This is a genomic window from Reichenbachiella sp. (assembly GCF_033344935.1).
Classification (GTDB): Bacteria; Bacteroidota; Bacteroidia; order Cytophagales; family Cyclobacteriaceae; genus Reichenbachiella.
Map to the genome: position 1 here is coordinate 4,727,392 of NZ_JAWPMM010000001.1, position 20,612 is coordinate 4,748,003.

Sequence of the window (20,612 nt, forward strand, 5' to 3'; positions counted from 1 at the left end):
TCAAATAACTAACTGCACCTATTCGAAAGTCTCTCAACTAATATATCTTTGCAATCCTTCTAACAAAAGGTAATTTATGGCTTGGTTTAATAGAAAAGACAAAGGCATCCAGACGCCTACAACAGCAAAAAAAGAAGCTCCTGACGGGCTGTGGTACAAAACCCCTAGCGGTAAAATTGTGCACATGCGAGAGCTGAAAAACAATTCATATGTAAGTCCTGAAGATGACTATCACGTAAGAATTGGCTCAAAGGAGTACTTCGAGATTTTGTTTGACAATAATGAGTTTAAGGAACTAGACGCTGAAATGACTTCAGCCGATCCTTTGAACTTTACGGATTCAAAACCTTATCCTACACGAATTGCTGCTACCCAGAAAAAATCAGGGTTAAAAGATGCAGTGAGAAGCGCAGTTGGAAAAATGCACAACAAGGATATCGTGATCGCCTGTATGGACTTTAGCTTTATTGGTGGATCTATGGGTTCAGTAGTTGGAGAAAAAATTGCTAGAGCGATTGATTACTCACTAAAGCACAAGATTCCATTTTTGATGATCTCTAAATCAGGAGGAGCAAGAATGATGGAAGCTGGATTTTCCTTGATGCAAATGGCGAAGACTTCAGCCAAGCTGGCGTTATTATCCGAAGCGAAAATTCCGTACATCTCATTATTGACAGACCCGACTACTGGAGGAGTAACTGCTTCATATGCTATGCTTGGCGACTTCAATATTGCTGAGCCTGGTGCCTTGATTGGATTTGCAGGGCCGAGAGTAATTAGAGAAACTATTGGAAAGGATTTACCGAAAGGATTCCAAAGTGCAGAGTTTGTCTTGGATCATGGCTTCCTTGATTTTATTGTAGATCGAAGAAGTTTGAAAAAGAAACTAACCACGTTATTGGAGCTACTAGAGAACTAGATTCTTAAATGACTAATAACAAAAAGGGCTTCAAGTTTTCACTTGAAGCCCTTTTTGTTTTCGCAGGAGAGTGGAGGCATCTTTCTTAGGCCTCTACTTCCACCGTTTCGGTTTGAACAGCAGAGTCTTGATTTTCCTCTTCCTCTTCTTCATGAAAGAACTTCTTCTGAAAGATGAGTATAGCAAATACCCCAACAAAAATGGAGGCATCAGCTACATTGAATACAGGCCAGAGTGACATGTACTTCCCTCCCATAAATGGAATCCAATCAGGAATATGCCCCTCCCAAATGTCTACATAAAACATATCTACCACTTGGCCATAGAACCATGGTGTAGGTGACCCTACAGGTGCATTGTCCAAGAACACACCGTAGAAAGTACTATCTATTACATTGCCTATGGCACCGCCTAAAATCATGGCAATACAAATCAGCATGCCTTTGTGTACGCCTTTGTTGATCAAAGTATATAAGTAGTAGCCAATACCAACCATGGCTACCAACCTAAACAACGTCAAGAATAATTTACCATATTCGGTGCCCAACTTCATTCCAAATGCCATACCAGGATTAGTGAGGTAATACAGTTTGAAGAAGTCACCAATAACATGAATTTGGCCCGGCATACCCATGTCCATATTGAAGTGCACCAATAGCTTCACCACCTGATCCAAAAGGATAATTCCCAAACTCAACAAATAATACTTATAATACTTCACGCTATCTCTTAATTATTTTACAACTTCTAGCTTAACCGCTACCTCAAATTCATCCATCTCTAATGCCTGACCTCCATTCAAATCAGAAACGAGATTCAATTCGTTAGCTTGTGTCTCCTGACAAATATAATCTTTAAATGAGTCGACAGAAGCTTTCACCAATTCATCTGAACTCTGTAGCTGAACTTTGATCTTATCCTGAACTTCAAGTCCATTGTCCTTTCTCAAATTCTGAATTCTATTCACCAAATCTCGAGCTACTCCTTCTTGTTTTAACTCATCGGACAACTGAATGTCTAAAGCTACAGTCAATCCATTTTCAGAAGCAACTAACCACCCTGGAATATCCTGTGAACTAATCTCAACATCTTCTAAGGTTAAATTGATTTTTTGGTCTCCTAGGTCCAACTCAAAACTGTTGTTAGCTTCCAAAGCTGCAATATCCTCTTTGGTAAAAGCTCCAATCTTTTGAGAGATGTCCTTCATCCTTGAGCCATGCTCTTTTCCTAACTTTCTGAAATTAGGCTTAATTGATTTAACCAAAATTCCCGAAGTATCATCCAAAAACTCAATGGCTTTAACGTTCACCTCATTCAAGATCAGCTCTTCCACCGCTTTCACGTGTGTAGCCGTGTCTTTGTTTAGCACAGGGATCATGATTCTAGACAATGGCTGGCGAACTTTCAATTTTTCTTTCTTCCTCAAGGAGTGAACCAAAGAAGAAATCTTCTGAGCCATTTCCATTCTGATTTCAAGAGATTCATCAATCAAATCAGGGTTCGCCAATGGATAATTAGATAAATGTACCGAATCGTGTGACTCATGTCCAGACACCGCATTCAAATCATTATACAACCGATCCATATAAAATGGTGCGATCGGAGCTGCCAACTTCGCAATGGTCTTCAAACAGGTATAAAGTGACTGATAGGCAGCCATTTTATCGTCGTTGTATTCGCCTTTCCAGAATCGTTTTCTATTCAGACGCACATACCAGTTGCTCATGTCATCGATCACAAAATCTTGAATCATTCGAGCCGCTTTGGTAGGTTCATACTCGTTGTATGCCTCATCTACCTGACCGATCAATGTGTTCAACTTACTGATAATCCAACGATCACTTTCTGTCTTTTTAGTATTGTCTACTTCGCTTTCGCTAAAACTAAAATTGTCCAGGTTAGCGTATAATGCAAAGAAGTTGTAGGTATTATAAAGGGTTCCAAAGAATCTCCGCTGCACCTCGGCTACACCCTCAATATCAAACTTCAAATTGTCCCATGGGTTGGCATTGGAGATCATGTACCAACGGGTAGCATCCGGCCCATATTTAGCCAATGTCTCAAATGGATTCACCGCATTGCCCAATCGCTTAGACATTTTGTTGCCATTCTTATCAAGCACCAAACCGTTGGCTATCACATTTTTAAACGACACTTTGTCAAATAGCATCACTGCAATAGCATGGAGCGTAAAGAACCATCCTCTGGTCTGATCCACTCCTTCTGCAATAAAATCGGCGGGGTACACATCACTTAGTCCTCCTTCTGCCTGAGTATTTGCTTTAGGGTCATCTCCCATAAAATGAAACTGTGCATAAGGCATAGCTCCAGAATCAAACCAAACATCGATCAAGTCTGGTTCGCGAGTCATTCTTTTTCCAGAATCACTTACTAACACAATGTCGTCTACATATGGCCTGTGCAAATCGAAGTCTTCACCCAACTCTTCCTCCATGAAGCCTGCGGCAATCGATTTTTTCACTTCCTCTTCAAGTTCAGCTATAGAACCAATACATTTTTGTTCTTGCCTGTCTTCCGTTACCCAGATCGGCAATGGAGTCCCCCAGTATCTTGATCTACTCAAATTCCAGTCCACTAGATTCTCCAGCCAGTTTCCAAATCGGCCACTACCTGTCGAAGCTGGCTTCCAATTGATGGTATTGTTCAACTCCACCAAACGATCCTTGTAGGCCGTGGTCTTGATAAACCAAGAATCCAACGGATAGTATAGAACCGGCTTGTCAGTTCTCCAGCAATGCGGGTAACTGTGTTCGTATTTTTCTACTTTGAAAGCTCTGTTAGCCTCTTTTAGGTGTATCGCGATCAATACATCTGTCGGCTTGAAACCGTCAGCTTTTCTTTCTTCGTCTGAATAGTATTCTTCCTTCACATATTTCCCAGCGAAGTCTGTTACTTCTGGAATGAATTTACCCTGCTTATCCACTAATGGGATATCATCTCCCTTTTCATCCTTCGCTACCACAGCTGGCACTCCTGCTGCTTTCGAAACAAAGTAATCGTCTGCTCCAAAAAGGGCTGCTGCATGTACGATACCCGTACCGTCTTCTGTGGTCACATAATCACCAGGGATCACTCTGAATGCATTGGCCTCCAGATCCTCGTTAGTCACGTAAGGGAATAGTTGCTCGTATCGAATATCAAGTAAATCTGCACCTGTATATTCTGCCGCTATATTCCATGGAATAAGCTTGTCCCCTTCTTTGTAATCTTCTAGTGCTATTTCTTTCGCCTTTTCAGAAAAGTACTTTCCTACCAAGTCTTTAGCAAGGATTACAGAAATGGGCTTGAAGGTGTATTGATTGAAAGTTTGCACTTTCACATACTTGATTTTTTTACCAACGACCAAGGCACCATTCGAAGGCAGTGTCCAAGGTGTGGTCGTCCATGCCAAGAAGAATAAATCTTCCTCACCATCAAACAACTTCGCTGAAGCTTCAGATTTTTTAACCTTGAATTGAGCTACAACTGACGTGTCTTTTACATCGCGGTAAGTCCCTGGCTGATTCAGTTCGTGCGAACTCAATCCTGTTCCTGCCGCTGGTGAGAAAGGTTGTACTGTATAGCCCTTGTATAAAAGCCCTTTATCGTAAAACTTTTTAAGTAAGTGCCAAAGGCTTTCGATGTAGTCTTTTTCGAAAGTGATGTATGGATTGTCCAAATCCACCCAATAGCCCATCTTCTCAGTTAGATCATCCCATTGGTCTTTGAATTTCATCACTGCCTCTCGACACTTGGCATTGTACTCTTCTACGGAGATTTTAGAACCAATATCTTCTTTGGTAATACCGAGTTCTTTTTCAACCTGAAGTTCAACAGGAAGACCATGCGTATCCCAGCCTCCTTTTCTTTTTACCTGATAGCCCTTGAGGGTTTTGTATCTACAAAAAATATCCTTTACAGCACGAGCCATCACATGGTGAATACCAGGTGTACCATTGGCTGATGGTGGACCTTCATAAAACACAAAGGTTTCCGCGCCTTCTCTTTCGTCGACAGACTTCTGGAAAACATCATTATTCTTCCAAAACTCTAATACCTCATCTGCTACCTCAGCGTAATTGATATTCTTATATTCTTTGTAACTCAATGTTTTATTTTCTAATAAGTATTAAAAAATGATTTCTAAATAGATATGGGTTAATTAGATTCTTTTACTTCGATCATATCCAAATCGATCTCTTCATCCTCTCGTTCATCATAGAATTCTGGATATTTCTCAATAAGCGGATGGCTGTGAGTATCTCTACTGCCTTTATCAAACCTTAACAAAAGCGCCGGCAGCACAATCAAGTTAGTCAGCATGGCCATCAATAATGTAGTTGACGTCAATGCTCCTAAAGCTACTGTACCGCCAAATTCAGATGCTGCAAAAATCACAAACCCGAAGAAGAGAATGATAGATGTATAAATCATACTCGCGCCTGTCTCTCTTAGACTCTTACTAACTGCTACAGGAACAAAAAAGTTATTAGCAAATAGCTCCTGTCTGTATTTCGCCAAGAAGTGGATGGAGTCATCCACAGAAATTCCAAATGCAATACTAAAGATCAAAGCTGTGCTTGGTTTTAAAGGAATGCCAGCAAATCCCATCATACCACCAGTAATCATTAGTGGAATAATATTCGGGATTAAACACAAAATGATCATTTTGAAATTTTTGAACAACAGTGCCATGATTAGTGCAATAATGAAAAATGCAATGATCATACTGGTGATCAAATTATCGATCAAAAATTTATTGCCTTTGATGAAAAGTAATGTCGTCCCGGTGATAGAAACTTTCATTTTTGTATCACCAAATATTTCGTCAATTTTGGGTTGGATCACATCATTGACCAAGACATCCAATTTGTTTGAACCTATATCTGCAATCTTGAGTGACACACGAATTTTTTGTCCTGTGCTGTCGACAAATGCCTTTGATATTCCCTTTTGGTCTGACTCTTTTTTCAGATATCTGAAGATGAAATTCTTGTCTCGATTATTTGGCAAAGCATACTTTTCGGGATTGTCATTATAAAATGCCTGTCTGGTTGCCTTGATAAAGCTCACAACCGAGAGCGGCTGAGACACATCATCCAATGAATTAAGGAAAGTCTCAAACTCATCAATTTTTTGAAGGTTTTTTAGGCTTTGAACGCCTTTTTTCGTACCCGTATCGATAATAATTTCCAAAGGCATTACCCCGGCAAAATTGTCCTCAAAAAACTTTAGATCTTGTTTTACCTGACTTTCTTCTGGTAAATCATCGACCATATAAGATCTTGCTTCAATCTTTGATATCCCATAACCAGATAATATCACGATTATCGCAGCAGCTGCGAAAATGTAATATTTGTGGCGGTGCACCAATATATCCAGTCCGGTTAGGACTTTATCTAACGGAACAAACTCAAGGTGTTTCAAATGCCTGCTGGATGGTGGCTTCAAATAAGAAAAGACAGCCGGAATCATAATTAGACTGACCACGAATGTCGCCAATATATTGAGTCCAGCTACGATACCAAATTCTTTCAGCACCATAATATCCGTGAGGGCTAGGACCAAGAATCCAACCGCTGTGGTGAAATTGGTAATCAATGTGACAATTCCAATTTTCCTAATAATTCTCTCTAGGGCCTTTCTTTGATCACCATGATTGAAATATTCTTGATGATATTTATTCAGCATATATACTGCATTGGGAATCCCAATTACCACAATGATCGGTGGAATAAGCCCGGTGAGTAAAGTAATCTCAAAATCGAAGAGGGCAATTGTACCCATGACCCAAACGACAATCATTCCAATAATAAAAAGTGCTACTAGCACTACCTTGAATGATCTGAAAAACAAGAACAAAATGAACCCTGTCACCATTACTGAAAAGATTAGGAACATATTGAGCTCCTTCTTAATCTTAACTGTGTTGATATATCGCACAAATGGCAGTCCAGCGTATCTTAGATTGATACCGGTGTGTTCTTTGTATTGTTCGGTGACTTGAAGGATATCACCCACCACAGTATTTCGTGCCTTGGAATTCATCACTTCATTCTCAATGGTAACCAAAACCATATTGGCACCATTTTCAGCATTTAATAACTGACCGCTATAGAACTTCAAGCTTTGGCAATAGGCAATTAAACTATCCAGCACCTTCTGGTCTGAGGGCACATCAGTGAAAACATTTTCAAGTTCGAATCGATTTTCTTCTTTGTCCTTTACTAATCTTTTCAGGCTAGGCAAACTCAAGACATCCTTTACATATTTGATGCTTGCCAGCTCGTCTGTCATGTATTTCAACTTTCGAAAGTTGTCGGCTTGATACACTGCGCTATCCTTGATGCCAATAGCCAGGATGTTCCCATCCTCCCCAAATTCCTTCTTGAATGCCTTGAAATAGATCATTTCAGGATCCGTTTTGGGGACAATGTTGGCCAGACTAAATGACCATTTAACCTCCTGAGCTTTATAAGCCATGAAGCCTGTAATGCCAAAAAGTGCAAGGATCAATAAGAGCCTGTGCTTAAGTATGATTTGTGAAAGTTTATACCACATGTGCAAAAATGAATCTGCAAAGGTAAGGATTTTTACTATTTAAATAAGGTGTTGATTTATTAGTCTAACAACTCAAAATTTGCAGATGAAAATCGAATGAAATGACCTAAAAATCCTCATAAAAAAAGGAGGAACGTTCCTCCTTAAAATTTCTTCAAGTAACCTGCTAATATCAATTTTGATACTTCAAAACTGCCATTTTCAATGATTCTTTATTCGCCACAATAGTAGGGTCGGAATAGACCTTAGCAGAAAGCTCTGCTATTACTGCCTTTTTGAATCCAAGCTTCACGGCTACTTCCTCACAATACTTTACTTCACTTAGAAAAACCTCTTTATCTATTTTCATTAATTGAACTACATTGAAGAGATATTCAAATTTCTCGTCATCGGTAATTGTGCTCAATGGTGGCAGTGGTTCTGGATTTTCAAGCAATCCATTAATCTCATCTTCAGAAACACCATTTGCTTTGCCCACCATCAATATCATGTCTCTTTCGTCGTCAGCAAAGTCATTGTCAATGTTTGCTAACTTAACTAGCATGCTTAATTGTGATTTAATACTCATTATTTTGTCATGGTTATAGTAAACGCCGGTTGCATTCAAAGGTAAGAATTTTAACCAATTTGTTTATTCAAATAGATTAGATAGGTTTTTTTATTTAGTCAAACTAAAGATACATAAAATAATAGCATCTCCGTGAATGCAATAATCATATGACCGAATCAGAAGCCAATTCCTTGAGTGATCATCACGGGCTTTATTGAATAAATTAAGTGAATCTATCGGCTCTATTTGATGAATCCGATAAAAATGCCAACAAGACCCTGAAGTTGAAATACTTACATATTTAGGGTCAGTTTGCCATTAGTTTAAAAAAATGCTTTAATTTAGAAACCCAATCAGCATATTAAAAACATTATATATATTGAGTTGTGCTTTCTTTATCTATAACATCTAGACCAAGCATAACTTAAAATAATACAATATATGGGCATCATAATACCGTTGATTTTAATCGCGATAAGCTGTGTAGTTATTTGGAGAGCCGGAGATGGCTTCATGACTGCATCAGAATATATAGGTAGAAATCTTTCCGAGGGAGTACGAGGAGCATCAATTAATGCAATTGCCAGCTCTATGCCTGAAGTTTTTACTTCCTTGTTTTTCTTGTTCGTTTTGATGGATGCTGATGGCTTTGCTGGAGGTATTGGTACTACAGCTGGAAGTGCCATTTTCAATAGTATGGTTATTCCAGCAGTTTCGGTAATTGCCGTGATTGGAATTGGCTTGGCACGAAGAATCAAGGTCTCTAAAAAAGTAATGCTCAGAGACGGTATTTCTCTTATCATTACAGAAGCTATATTCCTAGTACTTATTAGTGGCTCCGTATTGGACTGGTATCATGGTCTTGTACTAATGGGTGTATATGTGATCTACATCACTTACATGTTTATGTCCATGAAAAGCAATCAAAAAAATGCTGATTCTGATGAAGTGGAGGAGGAAGAGGAAGAAGAGGAAGAAGATCGAGGAGAAGCACCTTCATTCTTTATCAGCTTGATCTCATTCAACTTAGAAGATCTTTTTATCCGAAATAATAAGGTGACAGGTAAAAATGCCTGGCCTTTGCTCATATTTTCAACCTTATCTATTGCAGCAGTATGCTATCTGTTAGTAATTGCTTGTGAGTGGATGGGCTCTGAAGTATACGAAGTGCCTTACTTAGGTTCTTACAATGGACTGGGTATCCCGTTGATGTTTGTTGCCTTAGTACTAGCCTCTGCTGCATCCAGTTTCCCTGATACCATAATTTCTATCAAAGACGCGCAGAGAGGACAATATGATGATGCTATTTCGAATGCACTTGGAAGTAACATTTTCGATGTTTGTTTCGCGCTAGGATTTCCACTATTTATCTTCTGTATACTACACGGACCGATACATATGGAACCATCTGATATCGCCATCAGCAGTGAAATTCGATTCTTATTGCTACTATTAACCATAGTGGCAGTGATTATATTTACTTCCTCACAGTATATCGGAAAGACAAAAGCCTTCCTATTATTAGGTATTTATTTTCTTTTCATTGCCTACATCATCGGAAGAAGTGCTGACAATCCAATTGCAAACTCAATTGCTGATTTTCTAGTATCTACCGTTCAGCTCATTATAGGTTGATGGCGGAAATAAAATGACCCGTCCTAAAATAGGTTGACGGTTTTTAAAAAGATTTAAGTAAAACCTGTGGATTGATATTCACAGGTTTTTTCATGTATAAAGTTAGGTGTTTTATAGTTGAGACTTAGATGAGGTCTTTGATTGTTGTAGGTATCTATTGACTCTTTGATCAGTATTTTCAATTCTTGGCCAGTATTGCATTTATGAATGAGGAACTCCCCCTTTAGGATACCATTAACTCTTTCTGCTAGTGCATTTTGATAGCAGTCATACCCATCGGTCATAGATGGGGTGATTTGATGATTACTAAGCTCAGACTGATAAAGAGTGGAGCAATATTGTAATCCTCTATCGGAATGATGAATAAGCGTTTGGGTTGTTTTTCTGTTTTTGACAGCAACTTTCAGTGCTTTGACCACGTGTTCAGCACTCATGTCATCACTGAGGTGATAGCCCATAATCTTTCTACTATATGCATCTGTGACCAAAGAGAGGTAATGGGTTCGCTCCCTGCTTTTGATGTAAGTAATATCACTGACAAAAACTTCTTCAGGGCGAACAGCTTTCCGATCCTTCAATAGGTTGGGGTATTTTCTCAACCAATGCTTACTGTTGGTAGTTTTTGTATAATTCTTCTTTGGCTTGATGAGCAGGTGTTCGGCTCTTAAATAGTTGAACAAAGCATCTCTACCCACTTTTATGTTTTGCCGGTCAAATTCACCTTTCAATGAATGGTACAGCTTCCGCGTGCCCAGTCGGGGCATTTGCATCCTTACCTTTTGGACAAGGGGTTTGATCCTGGAGAGTTCTTCTGCTCTTTGCTTAGATCTCTGTATTGATTGATAAACCGCCTGTCTACTAATCCCAAACAGTCGACAGCTACGTGAGAGACTCACGTGCTTTTCTTCTCGGATGCGCCAGATTGTTTGGGTAATCCCTTTTTTCTGATTGAAGTTCCGTGTTCTTTGTCTGAGATGTCAATCATCATATTAAGAATCTCATTCTTCAATCGCTCATCGGATAATTCACGTTCTAATCGCTTGATCTTCTGTGCTGGTGTCTCTTTTGATTTAGGTGAGGCCATAAAGTGTTGCTTCGGGTGACTCCAGTCTAATTTACCATATCTGCGTAACCAAACCAAAACTGTACTCCTTCCTTGTATACCATAAGTTTTTTGGGCTTGCTTGTAGGTCATTTCGCCTTTTTCCACTTCAGATACAACCGCCAGTTTAAAGCCCATGTTGTAGTCGCGCTGGGTACGCTTTTTCCCTCCTAAAGAACTGCGCTTCTCGTCTTTCATAAATAAGTCGTTTTTGTGTCAACTTATTTCAGGACGAGACAAAATAAAGAAATTAAAAGGCGAATCGAATGATTCGCCTTTTTTATTACCCTAGCTTGAATGTGATGGGCAAGATCATTCGGACTTTCACTGGTCGCCCTCTTTGTTTGCCTGGAGACCAATCCGGAGAATTTTTAATCACCCGAACAGCTTCTTCATCGCACCCAGCGCCAATGCCTTTGATCGCATGTACATCGGTTAGCTTACCACTCTTATCAATTACAAACTGAACATAAACCTTCCCTTCTACACCCATTCGTCGTGCTTGGTTTGGATATTTCATCTTCTTAGCTACATGCTTATAAAAAGCTATCAACCCTCCAAGAGGCTCAGGCTGAGTCTCGACGATATCGAAAACTTCTTCTGGCTCCTCAATATCAATGGGATCATCAAAAACAAGATCCTCAATAACCTCTGTTTCATCAAATTCAGCATCGATTATTACTTCGGCCTCTTCTTCAAAATCATCCTCATTGGGCACAGGCACTAAAATGGGTTGTCTTATTGGAGGGGGCGGAGGAGGCATAACAGTTGGTGGAATCTCCATAATTTCCTCAAAGTCTTCATCCACTTCTACTAGGCTCACAATTCCCCCATCTCCATAAAACCGCCATTCAAAAGCAGATATGACCAGCATCAAACTAATGGCAAGGCCTATATTGAAAAAGGTACTTCTCTTCCGTTCCAAATCGATCTTTGGATTTTTTCTTAATTCCATGATTATTGAATTTATAGTTAGCAACACGTTCACCACCTTGGTGAACCAGAATTAAGACTATCCCGGGCGAGTCTTTTTCTTTATTTATTGGGTTTTGAATTCATCAAAAATATCGACATCCTCTTGCGGCACTGGCTTTGGTTTATCCCTTATTCTTTTCACTCCAGCATACATCATAGCTCCTATGGCCAATGCTGCCAGTACGATCGCCAATATCCTAAACCAACGAGCTTTCTTGCCTTCTTTCGGTTCTTTCGGGTAAAGCCCCTTGAAATCCATATGTCTTTCAATCTGACCTTTACTCAATGCCTTTCTCCTCAATCTGATATCGTATCTAGTCATGCTTCCGCTCGTTCATTTTTTCATATCGCTTCTTCAATTTATCGAGCGATCGGTACATTTTCATCTTAACAGCACTTTCCTTTTTATCTAAGATGTATGCTATTTCTTTGAAGTTTTTATTTTCAAAAAACTTCAATTCTAAAATCCTTACCTCTTCGTCTTCCAACTCACTTATCAACTCCGTCAATACCTTTTGTTTCTGCTCAATGTCCGCATCATCTAGATCACTACAAGTCATCACCAGATTCACTTTGTGATCTTCTAAACTCAAGAGGCGTTTTTTATTGTCTCTATAGTGTTTGTTCGTCTCATTGGTAGCAATTCGATAGAGCCAGGCACCAAAAGGCACTCCTCTAAATTCAAACTTGTCCAAAGAATGCATGGCATTCATAAAAACCTTCGACGTGAGATCAGCAGCTAAATTCTCATCATCGGTTTTCCTATGGATAAACCTAAAGATCACCTCAAAATACTTTTTGTAGATAGGTTCGAAATGCCGCAAGTCTGTCTTCGCCTTAGCGATCATAACCTCTTCTTCTTCCCAATCATTACGGTTCGTATCTCTATCCAATGAATTAATCTTTGTAGGTATAATCCTGCCCTTCCGAAAAAGTCACACTTCTTGTACCAAAAATAAGTGTCTTGACAGATTAGCGTCCATAGATATGTATTAATTTCGGGTTATGAGTCAGGCACCTCCTGTAGTTGATAAGAAAAAGTACCGCACGGTTTATCTGCGTAAACGAAAGATGTTGAGCGCTAAAGATTTTGATAAAAAAAATGCGCGACTACTCTACCATTTTCATCGATTCTTTGAAAGTCATCCCTGCTCAATGATTCACTCCTTTCTTTCTATTGAAAAAAACAAGGAAGTAAACACCTGGCCATTAATAGAATGGCTCAAGGCTCGAGGCAAACAAATAATTATCTCGAAATGTAGCACAACGAGCAACGAGCTCACTCATTATCTCTTTGAGGATTACAAGCAATTGAAAGAAAGCAAATACGGAATTCCAGAGCCTCAATATGGAACTATAGTTTTACCTAAAAATTTAGATGTGGTGCTTGTACCTCTCCTGGTATTTGATAGAAATGGACAAAGAGTCGGCTATGGCGCCGGGTATTATGATCGATTTTTGGCTGAGTGCTCTTCTGATTGTATAAAAGTTGGGCTTAGTTTAGCTCCGCCATTAGACGAAATTCCATTTGTTGAGCCTCACGATATTCCTTTGGACTATTGTATCACGCCATTGGGAGTCTATGGCTTCAATTCATAAATTCGCAGTATGAGCCATGTTTTAGATGTAATTATTATAGGTGCCGGGCCAATTGGTCTGGCTTGTGGTATTGAAGCCAAGAAAAACAATCTCGATTATCAAATTTTGGAGAAAGGTTGTTTGGTCAACTCGTTATACAACTATCCAATGAACATGACGTTCTTCTCGACGTCAGATAAATTAGAAATTGGGGAAGTCCCATTCATCTCTCACAACAACAAACCAACAAGAGCTGAGGCACTTGAATATTATAGAAGAGTGACCACTTCATGGGATTTGAAAGTGAATTTGTATGAAGGAGTAAAAGAGGTAAAAAGAAGCCAGTTCTTTGAAATCATATCTAACAAAGCGACTTACGTTACAAAGAACCTAATTATAGCCACTGGATTTTACGATTTGCCATTTTTACTAAATGTACCTGGTGAGAGTCTACCAAAAGTAAAACACTACTACGACGAACCTCATCCCTACTTTGGTCAAAAAGTGATTGTGGTGGGCGCAGCCAATTCTGCTGTAGATGTCGCTCTGGAAACTTATCGAAAAGGTGCTGAAGTCACTATGGTGGTTCGAGAACCAGAAATCAATCCCAGAGTGAAATACTGGGTGAGACCTGACATTGAAAATAGAATTAAAGAATCCTCTATTACCGCTTATTTCAACTCCTCAATTACTGAAATAAGAGAAACCGAAGTAGACATCAATACACCAAATGGCTCTGAAACGTTAACCAACGATTTTGTCTTGGCTATGACAGGCTATCAGCCCAATTTCACTTTTTTGAAATCATTAGGAATAAAAATTGGCAAAGACGATATGCAAACACCAGAGCATAATCCTGAAACCATGGAAACTAACATCGAAGGCATTTACTTAGCTGGAGTGATTTGCGGTGGCCTTCAGACTAATAAATGGTTTATCGAAAATTCAAGGGTACATGCCGAGGTGATACTAGAAAGAATATCTAAAAAAGGTAATGTCTGACCAACTACCGACGCCAAGCATAGAATTACTCATTCTTCAAATTTTCTTAGGAGGCCTTACATTTTTAGGCTTGTCCTTAGGCCTCGCTTGGAAAATGAAAAGAAATAATAAATTCAGCTGGAAGACATATATCTCCATTCTCTTGAATGCTTTTGTTTTTGGAAACATGGGTGCTTTACTCATTTGGGCCTATTGGCCTTTCGCATTTGACATTATGCTGGGGCCCATACTATTGCCTGGGCTGGTCAGTTATGCGACAGTCATTCTAATTGGATTGAGATTAAGTAAATAATCAATCTCTAAACAAAACCCTTGTTTGTTGAACTTCAAAGAATTAATTATTGTTGGGAGTTAAACAAAGCAGCATTGCCAAAAATTAAAACAGCCATTACTTTCATTCTACTCGTCCTGGCTTCTGTCTGCCATGGACAAACTTGTTGTACAGGAGGCGTCCCAGTTTTAGATGCTTTTACCTTTTCAAATTTAAGCAAAGGCCAATTCGGTGCTCACCTTTTCTACAGCTACAATTACAACAATGACCTATTTTTTGATGATGAATCCATTGACAACTCACACATTTCAAGAAAAGTATCCTCTCTGTTATTACAAATGGATTACGCTTTGAATGATCAATTTGGGTTGTCAATATCTATTCCTTATTTATGGCAAAAAGAAATTGTTGATCTGTCTGTAAACAATGTAGAATATGTCAATAGAGGAATAGGAGATATTAGTGTTTGGCTGACCTATTCTAAAAAAATCAATTCTTTAAATCTCAATTCAGCCATTAGTCTAAAAACTCCAACAGGAAGTACTAACAAAGAAGGGGATAACAATCTTGCTTTCCCAATAAGTATGCAAACTGGAACTGGCTCTTACGATTTGGCGTTGATAGTACAATCAAGCTGGTATTTCGGAAAGCAAAGGAAATTTTCTTTGGAAAATCAAATGGCACTACGACTAAACTCAAAGGGTAATAAATTCAAAGCACATCCAAATTATAAATTTGGCAATCAGTACTTGATATATGCCGGTATGGGATATCACTTGTTATTGTTCAATTTAGTAACAGACCTGTTTCTGGGCGCATCCTATCAATATAGAGACCAAGACGAGTTTGACGGAGGGTTTCAAAACACCAATACAGGAGGTCACTGGGTGAATTCAAGTATTGGTATGAATGTATTTATAACTCCTGAATTCTTCTTTTCATTAAATGCGAGCGCTCCTTTGTATAGAAATTTAAATGGGTTGCAACTGAGCACAACTTCACAGTTGAGTGCTTCAATAAACATGGTGTTATGATGAATAAGATTTATGTTTTCTTGGTTTTAATATTTTCCTTTTTCTCCTGTCAAGAGGATGAACCCTCTATCACATCTGACCTAATTCTTGTCCAAGGGGTAATTAATGATGATTTTGCAGGTGAGCCAGTAGCTATTTATGCGGATGGTATAAATCAGACACTTGTAGCATTCAGTCGCGATCATTCTGAATACAACGAGCCTCTAACTCTTAGTATGTCACCCGATCTTGCACCGGCTGTTCTTCAAGATCAATTTGGCAACAATTATGATATCAATGGTAAATCACTAGGTGCTGAATTCGGAAATAATCTTGACCTCAAAAAAGTCAATTTTTTGGTTGGCTATTGGTTTATCTTCCCTGCGTTTTTTGAAAATATTACCCAGTTCAATGGGCAAGTCAGTAGTAATTCTTTAGTATCACCTTCGGAGGGTTGGTTGGTTAGCACAGACTTTATATTTGTCGGAAGCTCGAGAGATGGCATTCCCTCAATCGACGACCCAACCTTTATTCCGCTTTCAGGAAAAGAGTTTGTTGACGATCCATTTTATAGTTCACTAGGACAACACGACCTTGTGACTGTTCTGACGATTGGTAATACCAGTCATGTCTATCCTCACAAAATACTTGAATACCATGAAATCGTTAATGATCAAATTGAAGGGCAAAATATTGCATTGAGTTATTGTCCTTTGACCGGCACATCTAGAGCCTGGAAAAGTGAAGTAAAAAATGACTTTTCTGAATTTGGAGTTTCAGGACTTCTTTATAATAATAATCTCATTTTATACGATCGATCAACGGAGAGTTATTGGTCTCAAATTTTAGAAAAGTCCATATATGGGGACTGTTTGGCAGAAGAAATCAGTCCAATCCAATTGTATGAGTCCACCTTCAATAGTGTAAAACGACTTCAAGGAGATGTACAGCTTTTAAGTACTAATACCGGATTTAATTATTTATATAATCAGTCTATATATGACGATTATCGGATCTCAGAACGCGTTTCTTTTCCGATATCCAACCAAGACAATAGTCTCAAACCAAAAGAAAGGGTATTAGGTATTATTAAAGGTAAGCAAGTTAAAATCTACGCTTTTGATAATTTTAAAGATCTCTGAAATACCTTTTTGCCTCTGCTAAAACCTTTGGGGAAAGATAAATCGCTGATACCATGGTTGGAACGGCCATTAGGCCATACATCACGAAGATCAGATTTACTACACCATTCAAAGACCAGACAGAGCCAATTACAATGATGGCCACATACCAATAGTTGAATAAATGGCCATGTTCTGCACCAAATAAGTAGGAGAAACATTTCTTTCCATAATAAGCCATTCCAAATACAGTAGTAAAGGCAAAGATCAATACTGGTACGAAAAGTATGTAATGACCTACCAAAGGGATAGAACTTTCGAAAGCCTGAGCAGTCAAAGAAATACCATCGCTACCTCCGGATTGCCATACACCCGTAGAGAGTATACACAAGCCTGTCATGGTACAGACAACTAGCGTGTCTACTACAGGCCCCAACATGGCCACTAAACCCTCACGTATTGGCTCATTAGTTTTTGCTGCGCCGTGCATCATAGGTGCCGTACCTATTCCAGCTTCGTTAGAAAAAGCAGCTCTTTTGGCTCCTTCAATAATTACTGCACCAACCGCACCTCCCAGTACTGCATTGGCCGTAAAGGCATCCTCAAAAATTAAAAAGAAATTTTCTACTACTGACCTGGCGTTTATCAGCATGATCAACAGCACACTCAGACCATAGACGATCACCATGGCCGGCACCAATTTAGACGCTACATCTGCTATTCTCTTGAGCCCGCCGAATATGACCAGTGCGGTAAAGAATGTAATAACCAATCCTATTCCGACATTTACCATCAATTCGTTTGTACCCATCCATCCCATAGGTCTGAGGATCACATCTTTGGTGACCTGCACAATCTGATTGGCCTGAAAAATAGGTGTGGCACCAAACAAACCAGCAATACAAAAGAACGCTGCCAATGGCTTCCAGGCTTTAGGCATACCTTCTCTGATCACGTACATCGGTCCACCCTGAAGATCGCCTTGACTATCTTTTCCTCTGTACATGACTGCCAGTGTACAAGTGAAAAATTTAGTTGTTATACCTAGAAGAGCGCTTACCCACATCCAAAAAATAGCTCCTGGCCCCCCAGCTACTATAGCTAGGGCAACACCACTGATATTTCCCATGCCAACTGTTGCTGCTAGGTGACCCGACAAGGCCTGAAAATGACTTATTTCTCCCTTTTCCTCTTCACTATCATACTTGCCTCGAAGGACATCTATACCATGTTTGAAATACCTAAACGGAAGAAATCGAGTATATAAGGTAAAAAATAAACCTCCTCCCAATAGCAATATCAGCAACGGCATACCCCAGACGTATCCTACTGCGACGTTGAAAAAATTCTCTAAGGACTTTAATAGATCGAGCATATTTTGATATTGTAATTAGAGCATAGGAGCTAGGTGCTTCCAAACATTTTCAGCTAGAATTTCATGTCCATCAGGTGTGGGATGAATGCCGTCTTCAAGATTCAATTCTGAATTACCAGCTACTCCTTCCAGTAAGAAGGGAATTAATGGGATACCATACTTTTCTGCTAGGTCAGTATATATTTTTTGAAAATTATCAGAATAGTCCTGTCCCATATTTGGTGGAACCATCATGCCAGCTAACAATATTTTGCACTCAGGATATTTGGTTTTCACCTTTTCTATGATAGACTCCAGATTCTTTCTGGCTTCTGCTACACCTATGCCTCTCAATCCATCATTGGCTCCTAGTTCTAAGACAAAAATATCAACCGGGTTCTTCAGCACCCAATCAACCCTCGAATTACCGCTGGCAGTAGTTTCTCCACTTAAGCCAGCATTTACCGTTCGGTAATTCAGCCCTAAAGAATCCAATCTTTCTTGAATTAGCGCAGGAAATGCCTCTGACAAATCTAGTTGATACCCTGCCGTGATACTATTGCCAAAAAAGAGGATAGTTTTCTTTTGTTGCTCTGATTTTACAGCTTCTGATTTCTCAGCAGACGTCGTATTTGATTGTTCCTTTTGACTTTCTGGCTGACACGCCATAAGCAAGTACAATCCAATGAGTATGATTGACCTATTCATCCGTCGAAGATAGGAATTTATTACTAACCTTTTGAATCTACTTCAACACGCTTCCTTTCGCCGCCCACCAGAGTTTTACGTCAATAGCCAGTCGACCGGCTTTCACAGCTGGATCATTACTTATGATGCTATCCGCTTCGGCTTTAGTAGCCACATCGTAGATGACGATCCCTCTCATATCTCCGTCATCACCAAATGGACCTGCAACCAGTAATGTGCCTGTTTTTGCATTTTCACTCATGTAATTCTGATGGGCAAGTTGAATCTCCATCACTTTTGCAGAATCCAGTTCTGGTTTATCGGGAACTCTCATCAAGAACCCCATAAAATATTGCTTCATGATATATGTGGTATCTCCGTCTTGATATTCAAATTCTCGAGGTGCCTGACTGAAGCTGATTTGTGAGACAAATAATAGGAAGAGTAGTGATGTAAGTATTTTCATGGTCATACAGGTCTAATTGAATATTCAATTTACTGAAAATGATGAATTTCTTAAGAATTGTACCTAACGTAAACTTTTTCGTGATTATTCTAGTTTAGGTAAATAGCCTAATTTTGCAGGGTTCAATACAAGTGCCTCGAAATTTATTTAATTTCGCGGTGCAACATTAAAGTCAAGGAGCGTATGAGATGGATCATGAGATCGAAGATTCACAAAGCGGTAGTAACCGAAGCGAATCTCAACTATGTGGGCAGTATCACTATCGACAAAGACCTTATCGATTTGGTAGGTTTGAGAAAAGGTGAAAAAGTACAAATTGTGAGCAATACTTCCGGATCACGTTTGGAGACTTACGTTATCGAAGGCCCTAGAGGCTCAGGAGCTATATGCATGAATGGAGCTGCAGCTCATTTGATCAAAGAGGGTGAAGAAATAATCATCATGGGTTATGAATTGACCGATCAAGAAATCAAACCACAAACGATCTTAGTGGACGAGAACAACAAATTTGTACAGTGGCTGGAAGAGTCCTACGAGCTCAACCGCGACATGAATTTTAATTAACAATGGACGTCTTTCCCAAAGTTCCAAGCTTTGGAAAAGTTAATCATCAAGTCTTCTTCACTTGCATTCATAAACTTCTGGTATTAGTTTCCGTAAAATTCGGAAACATCAGATTACATGTCTACAATTCTTAAAGTCGAAGGACTTTCTAAAACTTACCAAAGCGGTTCCAAATCGCTGCAAGTGCTGCATGATATTAGCTTCTCCATACAGGCGGGAGAATCACTAGCCATCGTAGGTCCCTCCGGAAGTGGTAAAACCACCTTATTAGGACTGGCTGCCGGACTAGACCAATCTGACAAAGGCTCGGTAACCATAGACCAAATTAAACTGAACAGTCTAAGCGAAGATGAACGAGCACAAGTACGCAATGAGCATGTCGGTTTTATTTTTCAAAATTTTCAGTTGATCCCTACGTTATCTGCACTTGAAAATGTGATGGTACCCTTAGAATTGCGCGGAGACAAAAGTGCGTCTACTATTGCCCACGATTTGCTGGCTCAAGTTGGGCTTGCTGAGAGAGCTGACCACTATCCCTCCCAATTATCCGGAGGTGAGCAACAGAGAGTAGCTATTGCCAGAGCATTTTCTAACGAACCCAAAATACTTTTCGCCGATGAGCCCACTGGCAACCTAGATGAAGAAACTGGACAGAAGATCGAAGACCTGCTTTTCACACTCAATCGCGAAAAAGGTACTGCACTAGTACTTGTGACTCATGATGCAGAATTAGCAGAGAAAACTGATCATGTCATTCACCTTAAAGGTGGAAAAATGATAGAAACCACATTGAAAGCTTCTATTGCAAGCTGAT

At 39.4% G+C, this 20,612-nt stretch carries 20 protein-coding genes; 9 read left to right on the forward strand and 11 right to left on the reverse strand.

Features of this window, described 5'->3' with window-relative positions:
• Positions 1-76: 76 nt before the first annotated feature.
• Positions 77-919 (forward strand): acetyl-CoA carboxylase, carboxyltransferase subunit beta, encoded by an 843-nt coding sequence (accD, locus tag R8N23_RS20240; protein ID WP_318173426.1) that lies wholly within the window; start codon positions 77-79, stop codon positions 917-919.
• A gap of 85 nt (positions 920-1,004) precedes the next feature.
• On the opposite strand, the gene R8N23_RS20245 is transcribed toward accD, so the two are convergent.
• From R8N23_RS20245 to R8N23_RS20260, 4 genes are all read right to left on the reverse strand, one after another.
• Complete coding sequence (locus tag R8N23_RS20245; RefSeq protein WP_318173427.1) at positions 1,005-1,640, reverse strand: lipoprotein signal peptidase; 636 nt, start codon at positions 1,638-1,640, stop codon at positions 1,005-1,007.
• A 12-nt stretch (positions 1,641-1,652) separates the two neighbouring features.
• Positions 1,653-5,027 (reverse strand): isoleucine--tRNA ligase, encoded by a 3,375-nt coding sequence (ileS, locus tag R8N23_RS20250; protein WP_318173428.1) that lies wholly within the window; start codon positions 5,025-5,027, stop codon positions 1,653-1,655.
• 50 nt (positions 5,028-5,077) lie between these two features.
• Entirely contained in the window at positions 5,078-7,480 is a 2,403-nt protein-coding gene (locus tag R8N23_RS20255) for an efflux RND transporter permease subunit (protein ID WP_318173429.1), read from the reverse strand.
• A 172-nt stretch (positions 7,481-7,652) separates the two neighbouring features.
• Positions 7,653-8,024, reverse strand: a complete 372-nt coding sequence (locus tag R8N23_RS20260) for a TerB family tellurite resistance protein (protein WP_318173430.1) — start codon at positions 8,022-8,024, stop codon at positions 7,653-7,655.
• 447 nt (positions 8,025-8,471) lie between these two features.
• Here R8N23_RS20260 and R8N23_RS20265 point away from each other — a divergent pair, with 447 nt between their 5' ends.
• Entirely contained in the window at positions 8,472-9,665 is a 1,194-nt protein-coding gene (locus tag R8N23_RS20265) for a hypothetical protein (RefSeq protein ID WP_318173431.1), read from the forward strand.
• A 53-nt stretch (positions 9,666-9,718) separates the two neighbouring features.
• On the opposite strand, the gene R8N23_RS20270 is transcribed toward R8N23_RS20265, so the two are convergent.
• The 4 genes from R8N23_RS20270 to R8N23_RS20285 all read right to left on the reverse strand — a co-directional run bounded on the left by R8N23_RS20270 (position 9,719) and on the right by R8N23_RS20285 (position 12,635).
• Positions 9,719-10,965 (reverse strand): IS3 family transposase gene (locus R8N23_RS20270; RefSeq protein ID WP_318173432.1). Its coding sequence is split into 2 segments (ribosomal slippage): positions 9,719-10,602 and positions 10,602-10,965, totalling 1,248 coding nucleotides; the frame shifts between segments, so codons are not numbered across the junction.
• Positions 10,966-11,050: 85 nt separating this feature from the next.
• The gene (locus R8N23_RS20275) at positions 11,051-11,722 is read right to left on the reverse strand and encodes an energy transducer TonB (RefSeq protein WP_318173433.1); all 672 of its coding nucleotides are present in this window, start codon (positions 11,720-11,722) and stop codon (positions 11,051-11,053) included.
• A gap of 84 nt (positions 11,723-11,806) precedes the next feature.
• Positions 11,807-12,064, reverse strand: coding sequence for a hypothetical protein (locus tag R8N23_RS20280; protein ID WP_318173434.1), 258 nt, complete (start codon positions 12,062-12,064; stop codon positions 11,807-11,809).
• Positions 12,057-12,635, reverse strand: a complete 579-nt coding sequence (locus tag R8N23_RS20285; protein WP_318173435.1) for a sigma-70 family RNA polymerase sigma factor — start codon at positions 12,633-12,635, stop codon at positions 12,057-12,059. The genes R8N23_RS20280 and R8N23_RS20285 overlap by 8 nt, the downstream gene beginning before the upstream one ends.
• Before the next feature lie 112 nt (positions 12,636-12,747).
• Between R8N23_RS20285 and R8N23_RS20290 the strand changes: the two genes are divergently transcribed.
• From R8N23_RS20290 to R8N23_RS20310, 5 genes are all read left to right on the forward strand, one after another.
• A complete protein-coding gene (locus R8N23_RS20290; protein ID WP_318173436.1) occupies positions 12,748-13,341 on the forward strand; it encodes a 5-formyltetrahydrofolate cyclo-ligase in 594 nt (197 codons plus the stop codon).
• A gap of 9 nt (positions 13,342-13,350) precedes the next feature.
• Positions 13,351-14,322, forward strand: coding sequence for a YpdA family putative bacillithiol disulfide reductase (locus R8N23_RS20295; RefSeq protein ID WP_318173437.1), 972 nt, complete (start codon positions 13,351-13,353; stop codon positions 14,320-14,322).
• The gene (locus R8N23_RS20300; RefSeq protein WP_318173438.1) at positions 14,315-14,614 is read left to right on the forward strand and encodes a hypothetical protein; all 300 of its coding nucleotides are present in this window, start codon (positions 14,315-14,317) and stop codon (positions 14,612-14,614) included. Before R8N23_RS20295 ends, R8N23_RS20300 begins: the two co-directional genes overlap by 8 nt.
• A 74-nt stretch (positions 14,615-14,688) precedes the next feature.
• Positions 14,689-15,627 carry a hypothetical protein gene (locus tag R8N23_RS20305; RefSeq protein ID WP_318173439.1) on the forward strand — a complete coding sequence of 313 codons (939 nt, stop codon included), beginning with the start codon at positions 14,689-14,691 and terminating at the stop codon, positions 15,625-15,627.
• The gene (locus R8N23_RS20310) at positions 15,624-16,748 is read left to right on the forward strand and encodes a DUF3179 domain-containing (seleno)protein (RefSeq protein WP_318173440.1); all 1,125 of its coding nucleotides are present in this window, start codon (positions 15,624-15,626) and stop codon (positions 16,746-16,748) included. The genes R8N23_RS20305 and R8N23_RS20310 overlap by 4 nt, the downstream gene beginning before the upstream one ends.
• Here R8N23_RS20310 and R8N23_RS20315 read toward each other — a convergent pair.
• The 3 genes from R8N23_RS20315 to R8N23_RS20325 are packed head-to-tail and all read right to left on the reverse strand — an operon-like array spanning position 16,735 to position 19,234.
• Positions 16,735-18,102: an alanine/glycine:cation symporter family protein gene (locus tag R8N23_RS20315; RefSeq protein ID WP_318173441.1), complete on the reverse strand. Its 1,368-nt coding sequence runs from the start codon at positions 18,100-18,102 to the stop codon at positions 16,735-16,737. The two genes, R8N23_RS20310 and R8N23_RS20315, sit on opposite strands and share 14 nt — an antisense overlap.
• A 15-nt stretch (positions 18,103-18,117) precedes the next feature.
• Entirely contained in the window at positions 18,118-18,789 is a 672-nt protein-coding gene (locus R8N23_RS20320; protein WP_318173442.1) for an arylesterase, read from the reverse strand.
• Between the two features lie 37 nt (positions 18,790-18,826).
• Positions 18,827-19,234: a YciI family protein gene (locus R8N23_RS20325; protein ID WP_318173443.1), complete on the reverse strand. Its 408-nt coding sequence runs from the start codon at positions 19,232-19,234 to the stop codon at positions 18,827-18,829.
• 183 nt (positions 19,235-19,417) lie between these two features.
• Here R8N23_RS20325 and panD point away from each other — a divergent pair, with 183 nt between their 5' ends.
• Together panD and R8N23_RS20335 are read left to right on the forward strand one after the other, a co-directional pair.
• Positions 19,418-19,798, forward strand: coding sequence for an aspartate 1-decarboxylase (panD, locus tag R8N23_RS20330; RefSeq protein ID WP_263052457.1), 381 nt, complete (start codon positions 19,418-19,420; stop codon positions 19,796-19,798).
• A 117-nt stretch (positions 19,799-19,915) separates the two neighbouring features.
• A complete protein-coding gene (locus tag R8N23_RS20335) occupies positions 19,916-20,611 on the forward strand; it encodes an ABC transporter ATP-binding protein (RefSeq protein WP_318173444.1) in 696 nt (231 codons plus the stop codon).
• The last annotated feature ends 1 nt before the right edge of the window (position 20,612 follow it).

What these genes read in the sequence shown, in the direction of transcription:
- accD (WP_318173426.1), top strand. Translation starts at nt 77, where the DNA reads ATGGCTTGGTTTAATAGAAAAGACAAAGGCATCCAGACGCCTACAACA.
- R8N23_RS20255 (WP_318173429.1), bottom strand. Translation starts at nt 7,480, where the DNA reads ATGTGGTATAAACTTTCACAAATCATACTTAAGCACAGGCTCTTATTG.
- R8N23_RS20260 (WP_318173430.1), bottom strand. Translation starts at nt 8,024, where the DNA reads ATGCTAGTTAAGTTAGCAAACATTGACAATGACTTTGCTGACGACGAA.
- R8N23_RS20265 (WP_318173431.1), top strand. Translation starts at nt 8,472, where the DNA reads ATGGGCATCATAATACCGTTGATTTTAATCGCGATAAGCTGTGTAGTT.
- R8N23_RS20275 (WP_318173433.1), bottom strand. Translation starts at nt 11,722, where the DNA reads ATGGAATTAAGAAAAAATCCAAAGATCGATTTGGAACGGAAGAGAAGT.
- R8N23_RS20280 (WP_318173434.1), bottom strand. Translation starts at nt 12,064, where the DNA reads ATGACTAGATACGATATCAGATTGAGGAGAAAGGCATTGAGTAAAGGT.
- R8N23_RS20290 (WP_318173436.1), top strand. Translation starts at nt 12,748, where the DNA reads ATGAGTCAGGCACCTCCTGTAGTTGATAAGAAAAAGTACCGCACGGTT.
- R8N23_RS20295 (WP_318173437.1), top strand. Translation starts at nt 13,351, where the DNA reads ATGAGCCATGTTTTAGATGTAATTATTATAGGTGCCGGGCCAATTGGT.
- R8N23_RS20300 (WP_318173438.1), top strand. Translation starts at nt 14,315, where the DNA reads ATGTCTGACCAACTACCGACGCCAAGCATAGAATTACTCATTCTTCAA.
- R8N23_RS20310 (WP_318173440.1), top strand. Translation starts at nt 15,624, where the DNA reads ATGATGAATAAGATTTATGTTTTCTTGGTTTTAATATTTTCCTTTTTC.
- R8N23_RS20315 (WP_318173441.1), bottom strand. Translation starts at nt 18,102, where the DNA reads ATGCTCGATCTATTAAAGTCCTTAGAGAATTTTTTCAACGTCGCAGTA.
- R8N23_RS20320 (WP_318173442.1), bottom strand. Translation starts at nt 18,789, where the DNA reads ATGAATAGGTCAATCATACTCATTGGATTGTACTTGCTTATGGCGTGT.
- R8N23_RS20325 (WP_318173443.1), bottom strand. Translation starts at nt 19,234, where the DNA reads ATGAAAATACTTACATCACTACTCTTCCTATTATTTGTCTCACAAATC.
- panD (WP_263052457.1), top strand. Translation starts at nt 19,418, where the DNA reads ATGAGATGGATCATGAGATCGAAGATTCACAAAGCGGTAGTAACCGAA.
- R8N23_RS20335 (WP_318173444.1), top strand. Translation starts at nt 19,916, where the DNA reads ATGTCTACAATTCTTAAAGTCGAAGGACTTTCTAAAACTTACCAAAGC.